General features: G+C 70.1%; 19 protein-coding genes. 8 read left to right on the top strand and 11 right to left on the bottom strand.

Annotated features, from left to right (window positions below):
• Positions 1-7: 7 nt before the first annotated feature.
• A complete protein-coding gene (locus tag K0817_RS04530) occupies positions 8-553 on the top strand; it encodes a DUF4352 domain-containing protein (RefSeq protein WP_253735171.1) in 546 nt (181 codons plus the stop codon).
• Positions 538-1065 carry a hypothetical protein gene (locus K0817_RS04525; protein WP_219980173.1) on the top strand — a complete coding sequence of 176 codons (528 nt, stop codon included), beginning with the start codon at positions 538-540 and terminating at the stop codon, positions 1063-1065. Before K0817_RS04530 ends, K0817_RS04525 begins: the two co-directional genes overlap by 16 nt.
• Here the strand turns inward: K0817_RS04525 and K0817_RS04520 are convergent.
• The 3 genes from K0817_RS04520 to K0817_RS04510 form a co-directional block, all read right to left on the bottom strand.
• On the bottom strand, positions 969-2282 hold the full coding sequence (locus K0817_RS04520; protein WP_219980172.1) for a hypothetical protein: 1314 nt from the start codon (positions 2280-2282) through the stop codon (positions 969-971). The genes K0817_RS04525 and K0817_RS04520 overlap by 97 nt on opposite strands.
• A 26-nt stretch (positions 2283-2308) precedes the next feature.
• Complete coding sequence (locus K0817_RS04515) at positions 2309-2791, bottom strand: hypothetical protein (protein ID WP_219980171.1); 483 nt, start codon at positions 2789-2791, stop codon at positions 2309-2311.
• A gap of 62 nt (positions 2792-2853) precedes the next feature.
• A complete protein-coding gene (locus tag K0817_RS04510) occupies positions 2854-3435 on the bottom strand; it encodes a hypothetical protein (protein WP_219980170.1) in 582 nt (193 codons plus the stop codon).
• Positions 3436-3646: 211 nt separating this feature from the next.
• On the opposite strand from K0817_RS04510, the gene K0817_RS04505 reads away from it, so the two are divergent.
• Positions 3647-5596: a sensor domain-containing diguanylate cyclase gene (locus K0817_RS04505; protein WP_219980169.1), complete on the top strand. Its 1950-nt coding sequence runs from the start codon at positions 3647-3649 to the stop codon at positions 5594-5596.
• Here K0817_RS04505 and K0817_RS04500 read toward each other — a convergent pair.
• Complete coding sequence (locus tag K0817_RS04500; protein ID WP_219980168.1) at positions 5588-5893, bottom strand: hypothetical protein; 306 nt, start codon at positions 5891-5893, stop codon at positions 5588-5590. The two genes, K0817_RS04505 and K0817_RS04500, sit on opposite strands and share 9 nt — an antisense overlap.
• A 53-nt stretch (positions 5894-5946) precedes the next feature.
• On the opposite strand from K0817_RS04500, the gene K0817_RS04495 reads away from it, so the two are divergent.
• On the top strand, positions 5947-6204 hold the full coding sequence (locus K0817_RS04495) for a hypothetical protein (RefSeq protein WP_219980167.1): 258 nt from the start codon (positions 5947-5949) through the stop codon (positions 6202-6204).
• A 15-nt stretch (positions 6205-6219) separates the two neighbouring features.
• Here the strand turns inward: K0817_RS04495 and K0817_RS04490 are convergent, their stop codons facing one another.
• Positions 6220-6999: an EAL domain-containing protein gene (locus K0817_RS04490; RefSeq protein ID WP_219980166.1), complete on the bottom strand. Its 780-nt coding sequence runs from the start codon at positions 6997-6999 to the stop codon at positions 6220-6222.
• Between the two features lie 129 nt (positions 7000-7128).
• Here K0817_RS04490 and K0817_RS04485 point away from each other — a divergent pair, with 129 nt between their 5' ends.
• On the top strand, positions 7129-7443 hold the full coding sequence (locus K0817_RS04485) for an ATP-dependent DNA ligase (RefSeq protein ID WP_219980165.1): 315 nt from the start codon (positions 7129-7131) through the stop codon (positions 7441-7443).
• A gap of 116 nt (positions 7444-7559) precedes the next feature.
• Here K0817_RS04485 and K0817_RS04480 read toward each other — a convergent pair whose 3' ends face one another.
• Entirely contained in the window at positions 7560-8120 is a 561-nt protein-coding gene (locus K0817_RS04480; protein ID WP_219980164.1) for a thioesterase family protein, read from the bottom strand.
• Between the two features lie 172 nt (positions 8121-8292).
• Here K0817_RS04480 and K0817_RS04475 point away from each other — a divergent pair, with 172 nt between their 5' ends.
• From K0817_RS04475 to K0817_RS04465, 3 genes are all read left to right on the top strand, one after another.
• Positions 8293-8799 (top strand): GNAT family N-acetyltransferase, encoded by a 507-nt coding sequence (locus tag K0817_RS04475; RefSeq protein ID WP_219980163.1) that lies wholly within the window; start codon positions 8293-8295, stop codon positions 8797-8799.
• Positions 8800-8890: 91 nt separating this feature from the next.
• Positions 8891-9676 (top strand): coenzyme F420-0:L-glutamate ligase, encoded by a 786-nt coding sequence (cofE, locus tag K0817_RS04470; protein WP_219980162.1) that lies wholly within the window; start codon positions 8891-8893, stop codon positions 9674-9676.
• A gap of 10 nt (positions 9677-9686) precedes the next feature.
• Positions 9687-10376, top strand: coding sequence for a pentapeptide repeat-containing protein (locus K0817_RS04465; RefSeq protein WP_219980161.1), 690 nt, complete (start codon positions 9687-9689; stop codon positions 10374-10376).
• Between the two features lie 61 nt (positions 10377-10437).
• Here K0817_RS04465 and K0817_RS04460 read toward each other — a convergent pair whose 3' ends face one another.
• The 5 genes from K0817_RS04460 to K0817_RS04440 all read right to left on the bottom strand — a co-directional run bounded on the left by K0817_RS04460 (position 10438) and on the right by K0817_RS04440 (position 16151).
• Positions 10438-11331 carry a hypothetical protein gene (locus tag K0817_RS04460; RefSeq protein WP_219980160.1) on the bottom strand — a complete coding sequence of 298 codons (894 nt, stop codon included), beginning with the start codon at positions 11329-11331 and terminating at the stop codon, positions 10438-10440.
• The gene (locus tag K0817_RS04455) at positions 11328-12005 is read right to left on the bottom strand and encodes a response regulator transcription factor (protein ID WP_219980159.1); all 678 of its coding nucleotides are present in this window, start codon (positions 12003-12005) and stop codon (positions 11328-11330) included. The genes K0817_RS04460 and K0817_RS04455 overlap by 4 nt, the downstream gene beginning before the upstream one ends.
• Complete coding sequence (locus K0817_RS04450) at positions 11993-13297, bottom strand: sensor histidine kinase (protein WP_219980158.1); 1305 nt, start codon at positions 13295-13297, stop codon at positions 11993-11995. The genes K0817_RS04455 and K0817_RS04450 overlap by 13 nt, the downstream gene beginning before the upstream one ends.
• Before the next feature lie 98 nt (positions 13298-13395).
• Positions 13396-15147 (bottom strand): cytochrome b/b6 domain-containing protein, encoded by a 1752-nt coding sequence (locus K0817_RS04445; RefSeq protein WP_219980157.1) that lies wholly within the window; start codon positions 15145-15147, stop codon positions 13396-13398.
• Between the two features lie 5 nt (positions 15148-15152).
• Positions 15153-16151, bottom strand: coding sequence for an electron transfer flavoprotein subunit alpha/FixB family protein (locus tag K0817_RS04440; RefSeq protein ID WP_219980156.1), 999 nt, complete (start codon positions 16149-16151; stop codon positions 15153-15155).
• Positions 16152-16154 lie beyond the last annotated feature (3 nt).

The raw sequence follows: 16154 nt of genomic DNA, 5'->3' as shown, positions 1-16154 counted from the left end.
ACGGCCGGTGCCGCGATGGGCGACCTGGGCGATCGGCACCGCTCTCGTCGTTGCGGCGTGGTTCGTGGCACTCGTCACACCTGGCGAAGACAAGCTCGTCGAGCCCTTCGCCGTGAATGCCGCGCTGGGAACAGAAGCGACGGGACGCAACATCCAGGTCACCGTCACCGAACTCCGTCGAACGCCGTCTGTGAGCGCCGGCAGCTGGTCGGCCGGGGGCAACTGGCTCGTGGTCGAGCTGGACGCAGCATCCGTGGTGTCAGAGTTCGGCGTCCTGTTCAATCACGCCGAACTCGTCATCGACGGGGTCCGGTACGGCGCGAGCGAACGGCCCGATTCCCTCCGGCGTCAAGGCCTGTCTGCCGGAATCTCGCGCGCCGGAAGTGTGGCATTCGAGCTTCCGAAGGGTCTCGCCGAAGGCGCGGCGGTACTGGAATTCGCAATCAACGGCGATACCCGACTCGATTCCGTGATCCTCGTGGAATTCGACCTGGAGGATGTGCGTCAGGTCGACGACGTGGAGCTGGCTGCGACGGGTTGGACGACGCCTTGACTGGCTGGTGGCGTGCGAACGCAGCGGCGCTGGGTGTACTGGTGCTTCTCGTACCGGCGACGGCTGCCGCAGTCGGTTGGAATGAATGGTCAAGCTACTACAGCGGTCGCGCCAGCATCCCCATCATGGTCCAAGCGGGCGAATCCGCTGCCTACGGTGAGGCGACGATAGGCCCGGCAACCGCGGAGTTCACGGAGCATTCGCTGGCACCGTCGGGCACACGGGTCGTGTCGGTCCGCGTGCGGGTCGACCCGGGCGATCCGGCAATCCAGTGCTTCGAGCCGCCGCTGCGGGAGCTCGAGGGGCTTCAGCGCCAGTGGAATTCGGCCTCCTACGAACTCGACCGAAGTTGGGACGTAGAGCGCCCGACCTCCTGTATCGCCGATGCGACGACGCCCTACACCCTGGATGTCGACTACCTGGTGCCGCTCGATGCATCAGGGCCGTTCGTCGTGGACATCGAGTCAGGAGGGTTGCTCCCGGAGTTCGCGAGGCTCGTCGTCGCGCCCTGACGGACGATCAGTCGGCCGATGACGGCATCGTAGCCACCAGCGACCAGAGCGATGCGCACAGGCTCGATCAGCACGGGCACGATGAGCAGGATGAGCTGATCCCACACCAGCCAGAAGCTGGAGAGGTCATGCGGTCCGACAAGACGTGTGACTCCCCAACCGAGCACGCCCTGCGCGGCGAGCAGCAGTGTGTACAGGAGCACGAAGCCGCCGATGAGCACTGGCCCGGAGCGCCACATGAGCACGAATGCGCGCCCGATGGGTGTGAAGCGGCCGACGACGTCGCTCCAGATGTCACGGAGCCGGGCACGCAGGCGCTGCGGTAGGGAGCGATAGCGAGCGCGCAGCCGCTCACCGATCTCGCCACCGAGCTCGTCAGTGGGCACGGCCTGCGGCGCGACCGCTTGGCCGTAGACGACGCCGGCGATCGTCAACCACGCGACGGGAAGCAGAATGATGCCGCCCGCCTCCCCCAGCAACCACTCGACCCCCTCCCACACCCACGCGAGCGGCGCGAACCCGACTGTGACCACCTCGCGGAGATCGGCGAGCCACACCATCGCCTGCCGGGAAGACACCCACGTGTTCAGCGCTCCGAGCGCCATCGATACAACCGTCACGGCGTAATAGACCCACACGGCTTCCAGGTAGGTCGCGGGAACGCCCGACCACTTGGGCAGCCGACCTCGATACCGCTTCCACAGCCACCGCAGCACGAACGCCGCCACTGCGATGGCGATGGTGATCGGAGTCAAACCGAGTTCGCCCACCGCGCCGTCGCCAGCACGTGCAGACTCTTCGAAGGTGGCGACGGCGTCCATCTCGCTGTCGACCTCGAGCACTCTCGCGATGTAGGCGTCGGCGTCCTCGCGCAGGTATCCCCAGGCGGCATAGAACGCGAAGAACGGGAGGATGCCGGTCATCAGCGCGTCGAAGAATTCGCGCCTACGCTCGGCGGGGTCGGTCGTGAGCGGTGCGATGGCATTGAGCTGCCGCATGCCGTCGCGAAGGACGAGGAACATCGCGACGAGGGCGATGAGGCGCGCGAGGATGGCCAGGGGCAGCAGCAGCGACCCGGCGACGGCGCTGTAGGCGCCGACGTACCCCGCCACCTCGATGAGCGCGTACCGCGCCAGGATGGCGCCCAGGTACCACGCGAGCAGCACCGGCCAGTGACGCCACAGCAGGCGGCCGGCGACCTGGACGATGGCGATCACGAACTCACGGTAGCGGCCCGGGACCCTCAGCGCACGATCATGTACGCGCCGTCAGACGGATCGACGATGACCGGAAACGACGACCCCAAGCCGTCGATGGCGCCATCGCTCCCCCGGTGCCTCGTCTCGAACTCGGGAACGTCAGGACCGCTGATGCGCAGCGTGACTTCGACACCCGTCTCTTCTCCGAGGCTCACCGATCTCGGGTCCTGCACCTCCGCGGTTGCCGGGCGGCCGTGCTGTTCGAGGCGTCGGACACGGCGCTGCATGCGGGCCGTGGAGACGATCGTGGCCAGTCCCAGGCCGCCCACGAAGACGATGAGCGCGATCCCGCCGATGAGCGAGGGCAGCTCGAACGCGCCGACGGCTGCAAGCGTGATCATCAGGGCGGGGCCCGCGAGCAGTTCGATGACCCCGGCCGTGTAGCTGGCGAACCGTGCGACCGCGCTCTTGCGGCGAACCTGAGTGAAGTTGCCGTCCTGCGCCAGCCAGAGCTCGTCGGGCTTCATGGCAAGAGCGTAGTCCCCGCTCGCGGTGCGCGCGGTGATGCCCGCTCGCGACCGCGGCCGACTCAGACGCGCTCGGTGCCGTCGGCGCGCCGCGGGCGATCAGCGGGGTCGACGACCTCGTCGGCGGCCACCTCGTCACGTGTCGCGTCACCGTGGACGGTGCCATCGCTTCGCACTGTGCCCTCGTCGCGGGCATCGCGTCGAATGCCACCGGCAGCGGCTGCCGCCGGTGCGTCGGCTGCGGCATCCGTTCGTCCGTCACCGACGTACGGGTCGACGTCGTCCGCCTTGCGCAGCTTCTCGGCCTGCTCGGCGCGCAGCTTCTCGGCATCGGACTGGTGCTCGTCGATCGTTCCCGCGCGGCGTTCGGCTTCGATGGACGCCTCGGCTGCGCGCGCGCGGGCTGCCTCGGCCGCGGCGGTCGCCGACGCGGCCTCGGAACGCGCGCGAGCGACCTCGGCTTCGTGCTCCCGTGCCTCGAGTTCGGTCGAGCGCGCCTCTTCGCGCAGCTTCTCTGCACGGCCGTGGCGGTGCTCGAGTCGGCGTTCGCGGCGGCCGCGCGCGGTCAGGAACAACGCGACCACGACGACGATGAGCAGGACGGCGATGGCGACGATGATCCAGATGAGGGTGGTCGTGTCCACGGCGCACTCCTTCGGTTCCGGGGCCGGACGGATGGCCGACGCTCCGATCGCAGGCAACCGCAGTACGACGGCTCGGGCAAATGGCTTGCGGCCCGCACCGCCGTACGCTAAGCGCAGGGCGCCGTCGTGTGACGGCGTCGCGGCGTCGTGCTTAGGATTGGTGTCCCTTGCGGGCGACGCCGGAGGGATCAGCGTCACCCGAGGAGATTTCGTGACCCACGGCCCCACCCGGTCGGCGGCCCGCAACGAACGCGAGCGCGACCGGTCCGAAGCGCAGCGACTGCGGGAGTGCGCAGCCGAACCCATCCGGACGATCGGCCGCATCCAGTCGCATGGTGTGCTGTTCGGGATCGACCCCGAGACGTCCATCATCGTGCTCGCCAGCGACAACGCCGCGGATTGGCTCGGTCGCCGGATGGAGGACGCACGCAGTGATGTGCTGACCTGGGCAGTGACACACGGCGTCGCCCTCGACCCGGTACGCGCGGAGTTCCAGGGCGGCGTCTACGACGTCATCGTGCACCGCGAGACCTCACCGCTGCTCATGGAGCTGGAGCCCATCGTCGCCGACCTCGATTACGTGCGCACCGGTGTGGTCGGGGCCATACAGCGGTTGGCGGCCATCACCGACCCCGATGCCCTGCGCGAGGTCGCGGCAGCGGAGATCAAGACCGTCACCGGGTTCGACAGGGTCATGGTGTACCGGTTTCACGATGACGGGCACGGCCACGTCGCCGCCGACGCCCGCGAGCCCGACATGGAGCCGTACCTCGGCCTGCACTTCCCCGCTTCCGACATCCCCGCGCAGGCGAGGGCGCTTTATCTGGAGAAGCGCTCCCGCGCGATCGTCGACACCGACGATGCCTGCCTCGGACTCCAGAGCCTGATCCCCGACGCCACCGTCGACCTCGGGCCGACCGAGCTGCGCGCAGCGTCTCCGCACCATCTTCAGTTCATGCGCAACATGGGCCAGGCCTCCACGGTGTCGTTCGCGCTCGTGATCGATGGTCGGCTGTCGGGCATGATCACCTGCGCGCACCGCACGCCTCGGCGTCTTCCGGTCCTCTTGCGACGGACGCTCGAAGTCATGGCGAGCCAGCTGTCATTGCAGCTCGCCGCGGCCGAGAACATCGCACAGCTGCGCCGCCAGCTTGAGGCGCGTCAGCGCCGCGCGGAGCTCATCGCTCCCCTGTACGGTCGCGGACACATCGCACGGGTGCTTCTCGGGGGCGACAAGAGCCTGCTCGACGTGGTTCCCGCCGACGGGGCGCTCGTCCGCATCGACGGCACCACCCACACGCTCGGAGACGTCCCGCCGCGCGCGGTGCTCAGGCGCGTCTTGGATTCGCTGGGTACTGAGCCGTTCTCCTCCGATGCGCTGCCGATGGAGCGGCCCGAGCTGGCCGTCGAGATGCCAGGTGTCGCGGGGCTTCTCGTCGTCCCACTTGGAGAGGACAACTGCATCGTGTTCGTGCGCGGCGAAGTCGCGCGCACCATCGACTGGCTGGGCGATCAGGGGCCGGGCAACCGCGACGACGCGCTCTCGCCGCGCCGCTCGTTCTCCGCGTGGCGTGAGAGCGTCACCGGCCGTTCCGTGCCGTGGGGCGAGCACTGGCACGACGCCCAGGAGCTGGGAGCGGGCATCCGCGCGGCGCTCGCAGCACGTGCGCAGGCCGAGCTGGCCGAGCTCGCTCTGCGCGACGCGCTCACGGGCCTCCACAACCGGCGCTTCCTGGACGAGTGGCTCGACGAGCTCGTCGAATCGTCGCACGAGGGCATCGGGGTGGTCTTCATCGATCTCGACGACTTCAAGAACGTCAACGACGACTTCGGTCATGACGCCGGAGACGCGGTGCTGGCCGCCGTCGGACGCCGGTTGTCGGGCATCGCCCGAAGCACTGACGTCGTCGCGCGGCTGGGTGGCGACGAGTTCGTCATGGTCTGCGTGGATGTCGACGAAGCCGGCGCGAACCGCATCGCCGGTCGGGCCGTCGAATCCGTGTCCGAGCCGATCACCGTCCATGGGACGCAGCTGCGCGTGACGGCGTCGGCCGGCGTCGTTGTGCACACGCAGGCGAGCAGTGCGGCCGACCTGCTGTCGGCGGCCGATGCGGCCATGTACCGGGCGAAGCGCGCCGGCCGAGGCCGCGTCTCAGGCTGAAGAAGCGGGCTCAGGCTCTGGCAGGATCTTCAGCCCGCCAGGCGAGTTCGCCGCGTCGATGAGCTCCTGCAGCCAGACCTTGTTGATCTCGGGCATGGGGGCCTCATAGACGAACCTGACCGAGGCGGACGGCGAGATCCAGAACGCCTGGCGCCGCTGTGTGGCCTCGTCCATGATCGCGAACGAGAGGCTCTCATTCCGGCGGAGCTTTGCGAAGATCACGAGCTCGAGATGCGCGAGGGTGCGATCGTCGACCGTGTACTCGACCGCCGGAGCGCCGTAATGGAGAGTGCCCACGCTTCGATCCTAAGCGCCTCCCCGCTCGCATCACGCGCGGGTACTGTGTATCAATGGCGATCGTGAACAGGCTTACGGTGGGCGGCCGAGACTACTTCCTTCCGGAGCCCGTGACCCAGCTGAAGCAGGAGATCCTCGAGGCGATCAAGGGCGGCGGCGGCTACGTGAACATTCCGCCGCTGCGCGGGGGTCCCGGCATCGACATCCTCTTCTCGCCCGGCATGCCCGTCACGTGGTCGCAGATCGACGTCGGTGACAGTGCAGCTGCCGACGACGACGACGACTCGGACGACGACTTCCCCCAGATCTAGCGACAGTCTCGGCAACTACTCCGTGCGAGCGAGCATCCGCGCGACGCCGTCGCCCGGCAAGGGGCGGCCGAGCAGGAAACCCTGCCCACGGTGGCATCCGCGGTCACGGGCGCGCTGAAGATCGGCCGCCGTCTCGATACCCTCCGCCACGACGCGCCACCCGCCGGCCCGGGCACGCTCCACCACCGACCGCACGATGTCGTCGGCGGCGGCATCCGCCCGCTGGGTCAGACTGCGGTCGATCTTGACCTCGTCGATCGGCAGGATGTCGAGCATCCCTATCGTGGTGTCTCCCGCCCCGAAGTCGTCGACCGAGACTGCCACCCCGGCATCGCGCAGGCGGACGAGCGCTCCCTCCATGTCGGGGATGAGCTGAGGGGGCGGCAGCTCGATGATCTCTACCGTCAGCGCACCGGGTGGCGCCGCGAGGGCCTCGGCGCGCTCCAGAACCGCGCTCACGTAGTCACCCGCGAAGTGCGTGGGCGACGCATTGACCGAGAGACCGATCTCGTGACCGGAGCGCCGCCAGCGCGTGAACTGGGCGCTCGCGACGGCCAGCACGAGCCGATCGAGGTCCTCCAGGAACCCGGCACGCTGAGCGAGCGGGATGAATCGCGTCGGCGACACGTCGCCCATCGCCGCGTGCTTCCAACGAGAGAGAGCCTCCACGGCGGAGGGTGCGGATGCGCTGGAGGCCCAATCGTCCAGCGCGAAGATCGGTTGGTAGACGACCTCCAGCCGTCTCCCCGCGACAGCCGACCGCAGGTCGTGTGTGAGAAGCGGCGTACTGGTCATGCGCTCCAGGTTCAGCCACGATGCAGACGCGCGCAACACCTCACACACGCGCGAGATGTGCGTATAATGCACGTCCGCAATGTGGGCGGCTCATGATGCGCCCCCGTTCGCCCCGGCTACTGTGGCCTCATGGGTACGTTCACCTATGACTCCCGCGTCACCGTCTCGCTCGACGATCGGGTCCTCGCTCACCTGCAGGCCGTGATCTGGTCGAAGCTGCGCCGTTCGGAGACGTTCGCCTTCACATGGACGGATCCCATGCGCAGCGGCATGGGTCGCACCTCGGTGTGGCTCAGCCCGCACGTCCCGATCGCATTCGAGTACTTCGGCAGTCGCCAGCCGCGTCTGAATCCCGCTTGGATCGAGCTGCTCACGAAGTCGTCCAACTCGCCGGGAGGACTGCTTCTCGTCCCCGAACCCGAAGAACCGCCTCCGCCCCAGTAGTTCACCATCACCGGACGGTCAAGAGCCGCTGTCCGGGCCGCTGCGCACCGTACGTGGCGAGGGCGGGGGCGCTGTCGCTGTTGAGACTCGGGATCGTGCGCTGACGACCGGCGCGGTCAGTTCCAGACGCTCGGTGCGTCCGCCCGCGTGGGCGGAAGGGCGGATGCCGCGGCCCATTCGTGCACCCAGTCATCGACCTCGGGGATGCCTTCGGGGCGACCCACCGCCGCGAACAGCTCCTCGTGCGAAAGCGTGCCGCCGGAGCGCTTGAGCATGCGGGCGCGGATGATGGCGCGGGCGTACACCTCCCCCTCGACGACGGCGCGGTGCTCGAGGTAGATGGCCTTGTCGTCGTGCCCGATCAGGCGCGACTCCACGTCGAACCGCTGCCACAGGTTGAGCGACTTGCGGAACGTCACGGTCTCACTCGAGACGACGGCGTACCAGCCGTGGCGCTTCATGACGTCCCACAGACCGGTGCGCACGAGCAGGTCCCACCGGCCGAGGTCGAACAGCGACAGGTAGCGGCCGTTGTTCATGTGCTGCAGCACGTCGATGTCGGTCGGCAGGGTTGTCAGCCGCACCCGCCCGATCTCGGTCGGCCCGAGCCTGCCCTGGCGCTTGGCGCGTCGCCGCGCGGTGATCATCACGAGCAGGGTCCGCCAGATCACGTTCACGAGGTGCGATGGTAGTGACCCTCGCGCGATGTGCCGATTCGATTGTGGGATGCCGACAGTCGGCGGATGGATACGAACAAGCACGGGGCTGGGACATCCTGCTCGTCACCGCCCGTTCACCGGTCGTTGGCGCGATTTCCCGTCTCGCGGCGACGCGCGTAGAGTCTGGCCCATGGAAGCCGAACTCCAGACCGACATCGTCGTCCGTCCGGTGCGAGACGTCGACGCCGAAGCTCTCGGCCGCGTGCACGCCACGTGCTGGCACGAGACGTACGACCACCTCATCAGCAAGGCCGCCCTCGAGGCGGTCTCACCCAAACGCATGGCGGAGCTGTGGACCCACTGGGCCGCCCAGGGCCCCGAGTTCAAGATGTTCGCCGCTCTCGTGAACGGTGAGATCGTCGGATTCGCCGGCTCGGGTCCCGCCCGCGACCGCGACGCCCCGCAGTTCCGAGAGCTGTACTTCATCTACCTGCTCGACGCCTACCACGGCACCGGCATCGGCCAGAAGCTGTTCGACGCGGTCGTGGCCGAAAGCGAGCCGCTGTACTTGTGGGTCGCGGAAGACAATCCCCGCGCGCACCGCTTCTACACGCGCAACGGGTTCACTCTCGACGGCGCGACGCACACCGAGCCGTTCCTCGGCGAGACGCTCACCGAGGTGCGCTTCGTGCGCTGATCGCTCGTTCCAAGGGCGTGTCCGGTTCGCCGGGCACGCCCTTCGTCGTTTCGAAGGCGAGACTGCGCCGCGCATCCGCGAGACTGGACGGATGCAGCCTCGCCCCCCGCTCACTGTCTGGCCCCTGCATGGGATTCCCGAGATCACGACGGGCACCGACCTCGTCGACGTCATCGCGGGTGCGGCCGCCGGAGGGCTCGCCGACGGCGACATCCTCGTGGTCACCTCGAAGATCGTGTCGAAGGCCGAGGGACGATTCATCGTGGCCGACGACCGCGAAGACGCGATCACGGCGGAGACGGTCCGGGTCGTGGCATCCCGCACCCTCCCCACCGGGTCGACGACGCGGATCGTGCAGAACCGCCTGGGGATCGTGTCGGCTGCGGCCGGCGTCGACGCCTCGAACACTCCCGAGGGCACCGTGCTGCTGCTGCCGGTCGACCCCGACGCATCGGCGCGCACGATCGCGGCCGGTCTGCGCGCACGCCTCGGGGCCGAGGTGGGCGTGATCGTGTCGGACACCCTCGGTCGCGCGTGGCGCGAGGGCCAGACCGATCACGCCATCGGCGCGGGCGGCGTGCACGTCTTCGAAGACCTGCGTGGGGAGACGGATGCCGAGGGCCGACCTCTCGTCGTGACCATGCCGTGCGTCGCCGACGAGCTCGCTGCCGCCGCCGATCTGGTCAAGGGCAAGGCGGCGCGGCTCCCGGTCGCGGTGGTGCGCGGGCGGGCCGACCTCGTGGGATCGCTCGACCTGCCGGGCGCCCGCTCGATCGTCCGCCCGCTCGAGCGCGACATGTTCCGCCTCGGCGCCGACGAGGCCTACGCCGAAGGCTTCGCGGCCGGGCGGGCGGCGGGCGTCGGCGGTGCCCCGTAGTGTCCTCGACATGAGTGCGCGTGGGGCGAGGGCCCGAGGATCCCGCGGTGCGCAGGCACCGGCCTTCGACTTCGACGAGTCGCTGCTGACCGGGCTGGACCCCGGCGACATCGCGGCCTTCGAGGCAGGGCGGTTCGAGGCCGTCGCGTACACCGGGCTCGCGATCGACGAGTGGCAGCTCGGCACGGGCGAGACGGTCGACGGATGCCGGTTCACCGGGTCGACCGTCGGCTCGTGGACGCTCCGTGGGGCGCGCATCGTCGAATCGGTGCTGGACGGCATCGACGCGACCGTGGTGAGCGCCGCCCGCTCAGGACTGCGCGATGTCGAGGTCCGCGACAGCCGGTTCGGATCGTTCGAGGCGTTCGACTCGACGTGGCGGGGCGTCCGCTTCACGCGCTGCAAGCTGGGGTTCGTCAACCTCCGCGGAGCAGAGCTGCTCGACGTCGCCTTCGTGGACTGCACCATCGAAGAGCTCGACCTGCTGGACGCGACGGCCCGTCGCGTCGCGTTCCCGGGCAGCCGGATCGGCGCCCTCAACGTCAGCGGTGCGAACCTCACCGACGTCGACCTGCGCGGCGCGGAGGTTTTCGAGGTCGTCGGACTGGCGGGCCTCCGCGGTGCCACGATCTCGCCCGAGCAGCTGCACCTGATGGCGCCGGCGCTCGCGGAGCTGACCGGCATCATCGTCGAGGACTGACGCCGCGCGCGCAGCGTCCCCCTGCCGAGGTCGGCAGGGGGACGCGACACGAGCCCTCACATCACTGCGCCCGCAGCACGGCCTCACCGGCCGAAACCGAGACCCGGATCGTGTTATCGGCCCCGGGAACGCTGCCGATGCGGTTGTCGAAACTGCCCGCCGCGACCTCCGAGCTCACGTCGTACTCGCCGTCGGGCAGCACCAGGCGCAGCGAGCCGGCGTTCACCTCGGCGACGAGCTCGTCGGGAGCGCGGCCCGAGAAGGCGGCCTCCAGCGAGCCGGCGTTGACGGTGACCGCCGCCTCCCCCACGTCGTCGAGCTCCAGCTCCGCGCTGCCGGCGCTCAAGCGGGCCTCGACGCTGTCCGCGGCGCCCGAGATCTCTGCCCGCCCGGCGTCGACCTGCAGGTCCAGCTCGCCGAACGTGCCGTCGACGGTCAGGTCTCCGGCTGCGAGGCCGAGGTCGGCATCCATCCCCTCGAGGGACTGCGGCAGGCGCAGTACCGCGTTTCCGTTGCCGCCGAGCCAGCCGCCGAACCAGCCGTTGAACCAGCCGTCCGGAGAGGCGACCGCGAGCTCACCGCCGTCGCGCTCGAGCCTCCAGCGGTCGATGCCCCACGCGCTGCGCACTTCGAGCTCGGCCTCGTCGATGTCGGCGAACTCGACCCGCATGTCGCCGGCGTCGACCTGTACGTCCAGCTCGGTGACGCCGGTGACCTCGACGGCGCGCGAGGTCGTGTGAACGGATGCCGCGGCCCACGTGCCGAGGATGGACGAGCCGATCGCGCCCAGCAGGATCACGGCGCCCACGACGATCACGACGATCGCGACGACGCGCGACGACTCCCGCACGGGGGGAGTGCCGGGATCGTGCGGCTGCGGGTTCTGCGCCGTGGGGTTCTGCGTCGGCGGCGCCGGGGGCGCGGGCGGTCCTGGCGGCGGGGTGGCGATGCTCATCGGTCTGCTCCTGTCTGCGGCGGGATCCCGCCGTGTTCGATGTGGGCGAGTGCGGCGAGCACTCGGCGGTTGCCGGATTCGTCGGGCTCGAGCCCGAGCTTCTGGAAGACGGCGGTGATGTGCTTCTCGACGCTGCCTTCGCTCACGTGCAGCGTCCGTGCGATGGCCTGGTTCGAGCGGCCTTCGGCGATCAACGCGAGAACGGATGCCTCGCGATCGGTGAGGCGCTGCATCCGCGTGTCGCGGGCCCGCCGGCTGAGCAGCTGCGCGACGACCTCCGGATCGAGCACCGTCGCGCCGCCGGCGATGCGTTCGATGGCCTCGAGGAAGTCCGAGACGTCGGCCACGCGGTCCTTGAGCAGGTAGCCGAGCGATCCGCCGCTGGCGGCGATCAGGTCGGACGCGTAGCGCTCCTCGACGTACTGCGACAGCACGAGGAGCGCCAGGTCCGGACGGCGGTCGCGCAGTGCGAGAGCGGCGCGGATGCCTTCGTCGGTCCAGGTCGGCGGCAGGCGCACGTCGAGGATGCACAGGTCGGGGGTCCTCTGGTCGGCGGCCTCGTCCAGGCGCGACGCGTCAGGGAGTGCCGCGACGACGGTGTGACCGGCGTCTTCGAGCACGCGGACCAGTCCTTCGCGCAGCAGCGCCGAGTCCTCGCAGATCAGGATGCGCACGGGATGCTCACCTCCACCGACGTCGGCCCGCCCGCGGGACTGTCGATCTCGGCGTGGCCGCCGGCCGCGACGACGCGATTGACGATGCCGTCGAGACCACCTCCGGGCGTGATGGTCGCGCCGCCGATGCCGTTGTCTTCGACGCGGGCCCACAGCGTCCCCGGCTCCCGCAGCCGCACCACGACACGGCATTCGGTGGCGCGTGCGTGCTTGGCGGCGTTGGTGAGGGCCTCGGCGATCGTGAAATACGCCGCGGCTTCGGCATCGCGGCTGCAGCGTCCGTCCATGCGCACGTCCAGGTGCACCGGCACCACCGAGCGGCCGGCGAGAGCCGAGAGGGCGGCGTCGAGGCCGCGATCGTCGAGGACGGCGGTGTGAATGCCGCGCGCCAGTTGCCGAAGCTCGGTGATGGCCGCCTTCGTCGAGGTGTGAGCCTCGGCGACCAGGGCTTTGGCGGCATCCGGATCGGAATCGATCTTCTGCTGCGCGAGGCCCAGCGTCATACCGACCGATACGAGCCGGGGCTGGACGCCGTCGTGCAGGTCGCGCTCGAGGCGAGTGCGCTCGACGTCGGCGGCGCGCACGGCGCCTTCGCGCTGCGCGCTCGAAGTGCGCGCCGCCTCGGCGAGTTGCGCCTCGCGCGAGGGCACCATGATGGCCCGCGAGAGGATACCGTGCAAGATGCCGAGGCCGATCACGCCGGCGGTGCCCACGAGCGCCGAAAGCAGCCCGACAGGCACTGCCCATGCGAGCGGGACGGCGATGTCGGTGCGGGCCAGGGTGATGCCGCCGTCTTCGGCGAACAGCGGCGCGAACACCAGCACGATGCCGGACGCGACGAATCCGACGAGCACGAGGACGAGCCAGCCCAGCACGGTCGCGATCGCCGCGTTGGCGACGCCGCGCCAGCTGACCGGATCGATGGCCTGCAGCCACAGCGTGCGAAGGAATCCACCGAATCCGGGGCGGCCGCTCACGCGCAGGCGGCGCGGCGCCAAGCCGAACCCGTACAGTCCGTCGACCCGTGCCGCCTCGAGCCACCCGAGCGCGAAGATCAGATAGGCCAGGGCGACGAGGAACAGCAGCCCGATGCCGAGGACGACGAGGAGGCCCACCCCCAGGGCCAGCATGGTGGCGAGCACCGAGAAGATGACGGGACCGACGACGCCGAGGGCCGCCAGCTGCGCGATCGCGCCGGCGACCCGGGACGGTGACGCCGTGGACGGCGACGCAGCGGGCGGCGCGGAAGACGGAGATGCGGGCGGCACGGCGACCGAGGTGTCGGAACTCATACCCTCACGGTAGGCCGCTCGCGCTTCCCGCGCCCCTGAGCCAGCCCGAGACCTGCGTTCGGGTTATCCCCCGGAAGGATGCCCCGGCCGGGGCGGGCTCAGCGGCCGGAGACCTTGCCGAAAAGCCGTGCGATGGGGGCGAGCACCAGCGGCCGGGCGGCGACCCAGGCGGCTGCGATCACCACGATCGAGGCGGCGAAGATCCAGAAGCCGGTCCAGTTCATCGCGTACGCGTCGGGGTCGACCGATCCCTGCGCGGCGTACATGTGGTTCAGGTTGCGCAGCGCCCCCGTCGCGAAGACGAGAACGACGTGCACGAAAATGAACAGCACGAAGTACAGCATCACCGGGAAGTGCACGGCACGCGCCCACTCGACCGGATAAGCCTTGTTCAGCGCCTTGGCGTTCTTGGGCCAGATGCCCGACATGCGCACGCCCGTGATGACCGCCAGCGGTGCCGCGATGAACACCGTGGTGAAGTAGGCCAGCTGCTGCAGCGAGTTGTAGTTCACCCACCCGTTCTCGGTCGGCCACTCCAGCGACACGTACTGCAGCGCCGCAGACACGGCGTTGGGGAACACCTCCCAGCTGGTGGGCACGATGCGCATCCATTGCCCGGTGACGAACAGCAGCACGACGAAGACGACACCGTTGAGGACCCACAGGATGTCGAGGGACTGGTGGAACCACAGGGTCAGGCTGATCTTGCGGCGGTTGTTGCTGCGCGGCGACCAGAACACCGTCGGACGCTTCTCGTTGCGCACCCGCAGCCCCGAGCGGATGATCAGCACGATCAGGAAGACATTGAAGAAGTGCTGCCAGCCGAGCCAGGCCGGGAAGCCGACCGGCGCCGTCTCGGGCAGGTGGTACTCCCCCGGATACATCGAGAGGAAATCCGCGCCCCATTGGGTGGAAAGCAGCCAGCGCACCGCCGCGACGGCCATGCCCGCCGCATACAACAGGCCCGCGCCGCCCACGATGACCGCGCCGGCCCACTGGAGCTTCGTGAAGGGTCCGATCCGCTTCGGCTCGCCTGCCGGCGCGGCGGCACGCGCCGCCGTTCCGGGCCAGACGGTGCGGGTGAAGGGTAGCGGCCGGTCCAGCGCCACACCGGACGCCGTCCGCGCGACGGCCGGGGCGGCCCCCGCGGCGGCAGGCTGGACGGCCGTTGTGGCTGCAGCATCCGTCGTCGGCGCGCCCATTGTCGCCGCGGCATCCGGAACCGGCGCGGCCTCTGTCGCCGCGGCATTCGTCGTCGCTTCTACCTGAGTCGGTGTCGCCGGGGTCGGCGCGAATCCGGCGGGCGGCCACGGCTCGCCGCCCGGCACGCGCGGCAGTCCTCGCCGGAGCCGGGCCCCACCGTGGGACGCAGATTCGGCCGCCACTTCGCGCGGAGTCGCCGGCGGCAAGGGCGCAGAAACTGCCTGCGGAACCTCGTCGACCCGTCCGGCGTTCGGCTCGGGGGTCACGTCCTGCGGGGTCGGCGGCACCGAAGCCGCAGCAACGGCCCCCTGAACGACCGGAGCGGTGCCGGCGGGTGGCCAGGGGTCGCCGCCGGGCACCCGTGGCAGCCCACGGCGCACCTGACGGGAAGCGGATGCTGCGGGCCGGGGCGTTTCGTCTCGCTCCGCTCGCTCAACGACCGGGGGCTCCGCTCGCTCAACGACCGGCCCCGCGACCGACGCAACCTCGGGGGTCACGTCCTGCGGGGTCAACGGCGCCGAACCCGCAGAATCGGCCCCCTGAGCAACAGCGGCGGTCGAGACGGGCGCGTCGCCGGGGGGCGGCCACGGCTCGCCGCCGGGACGGCGCGGCAGGCCGCGGCGCACCGAGGTACCGAACGTGGCCACGTCGCCTATGCCTTCTTCGCCTCGAGGGCCGCGATCAGCTGCGGCACCACCGTGAACAGGTCGCCGACCACACCGAAGTCCGCGATCTCGAAGATCGGGGCATCGCCGTCCTTGTTGATCGCCACGATGGTCTTGGCGGTCTGCATGCCGGCCTTGTGCTGGATGGCACCCGAGATGCCGAGCGCGACGTACAGCTGCGGCGACACCGACACACCCGTCTGTCCCACCTGGTAGGTCTGCGGCACGTAGCCGGCGTCGACGGCGGCACGGGATGCCCCGACGGCGGCCCCCAGCGCATCCGCGAGCTGCTCCACCAGCGCGAACTTCTCTTCCGAGCCGAGCCCGCGCCCGCCCGAGACGACCTTCGCCGCTCCGCGCAGCTCGGGTCGCGACGAGGCCACGACGGCGGCGTCGACGGATGACACCGTCGCCGACGCTCGGCCGGAGGCACGCACGTCGAGCTCGTGCACGATCGGCTGCGCGACGGCTTCGGCACGGGCATCCACCGACCCCAGCCGGACCGTGATCACCGGTGCGCCCCACGTCACGGCCGCGTCGACGTTGTACGCCCCGCCGTAGACCGAGTGGTGGGCCACGACGCCCTCGGCATCGCGCGAGACGCCGACCGCATCGACCGCGAGACCCGACCGCGTGCGCGCGGCGTACCGCGCGGCCACTTCGCGGCCCTCGATCGAGTGCGGCACGAGGATCGCGTCCGGCCGCACGCGCTCGGCCGCGGCCGCGAGGGCGTCGACGGCCGGAACGGTCAGCCCCTCACCAGCGGCGGCCACCAGCACCGACGCCGCGCCGAGGGCTGCGGCACCTGCACTGAGCGACGAAGGACTCGAAGTGTCCGTCGCCTGCGCCGCGTCGCCGATCACCAGCGCGACCGGCGACCCCACCTGGGACGCCGCGCCCAGGAGTTCGGCCGCGGACTTGGCAAGCCCTCCAGCGGGGGTCGTCTCGAGGAGGACGAGGATCGAGTCATCTGCGAATTCAGCCATCTC

Origin of the sequence: Microbacterium sp. HD4P20, from assembly GCF_019449275.2 — a bacterium.
Lineage (GTDB): Bacteria > Actinomycetota > Actinomycetes > Actinomycetales > Microbacteriaceae > Microbacterium.
Note: the sequence above shows the minus strand (reverse complement) of the source record. Positions and strands in the feature narration are given on the sequence as shown.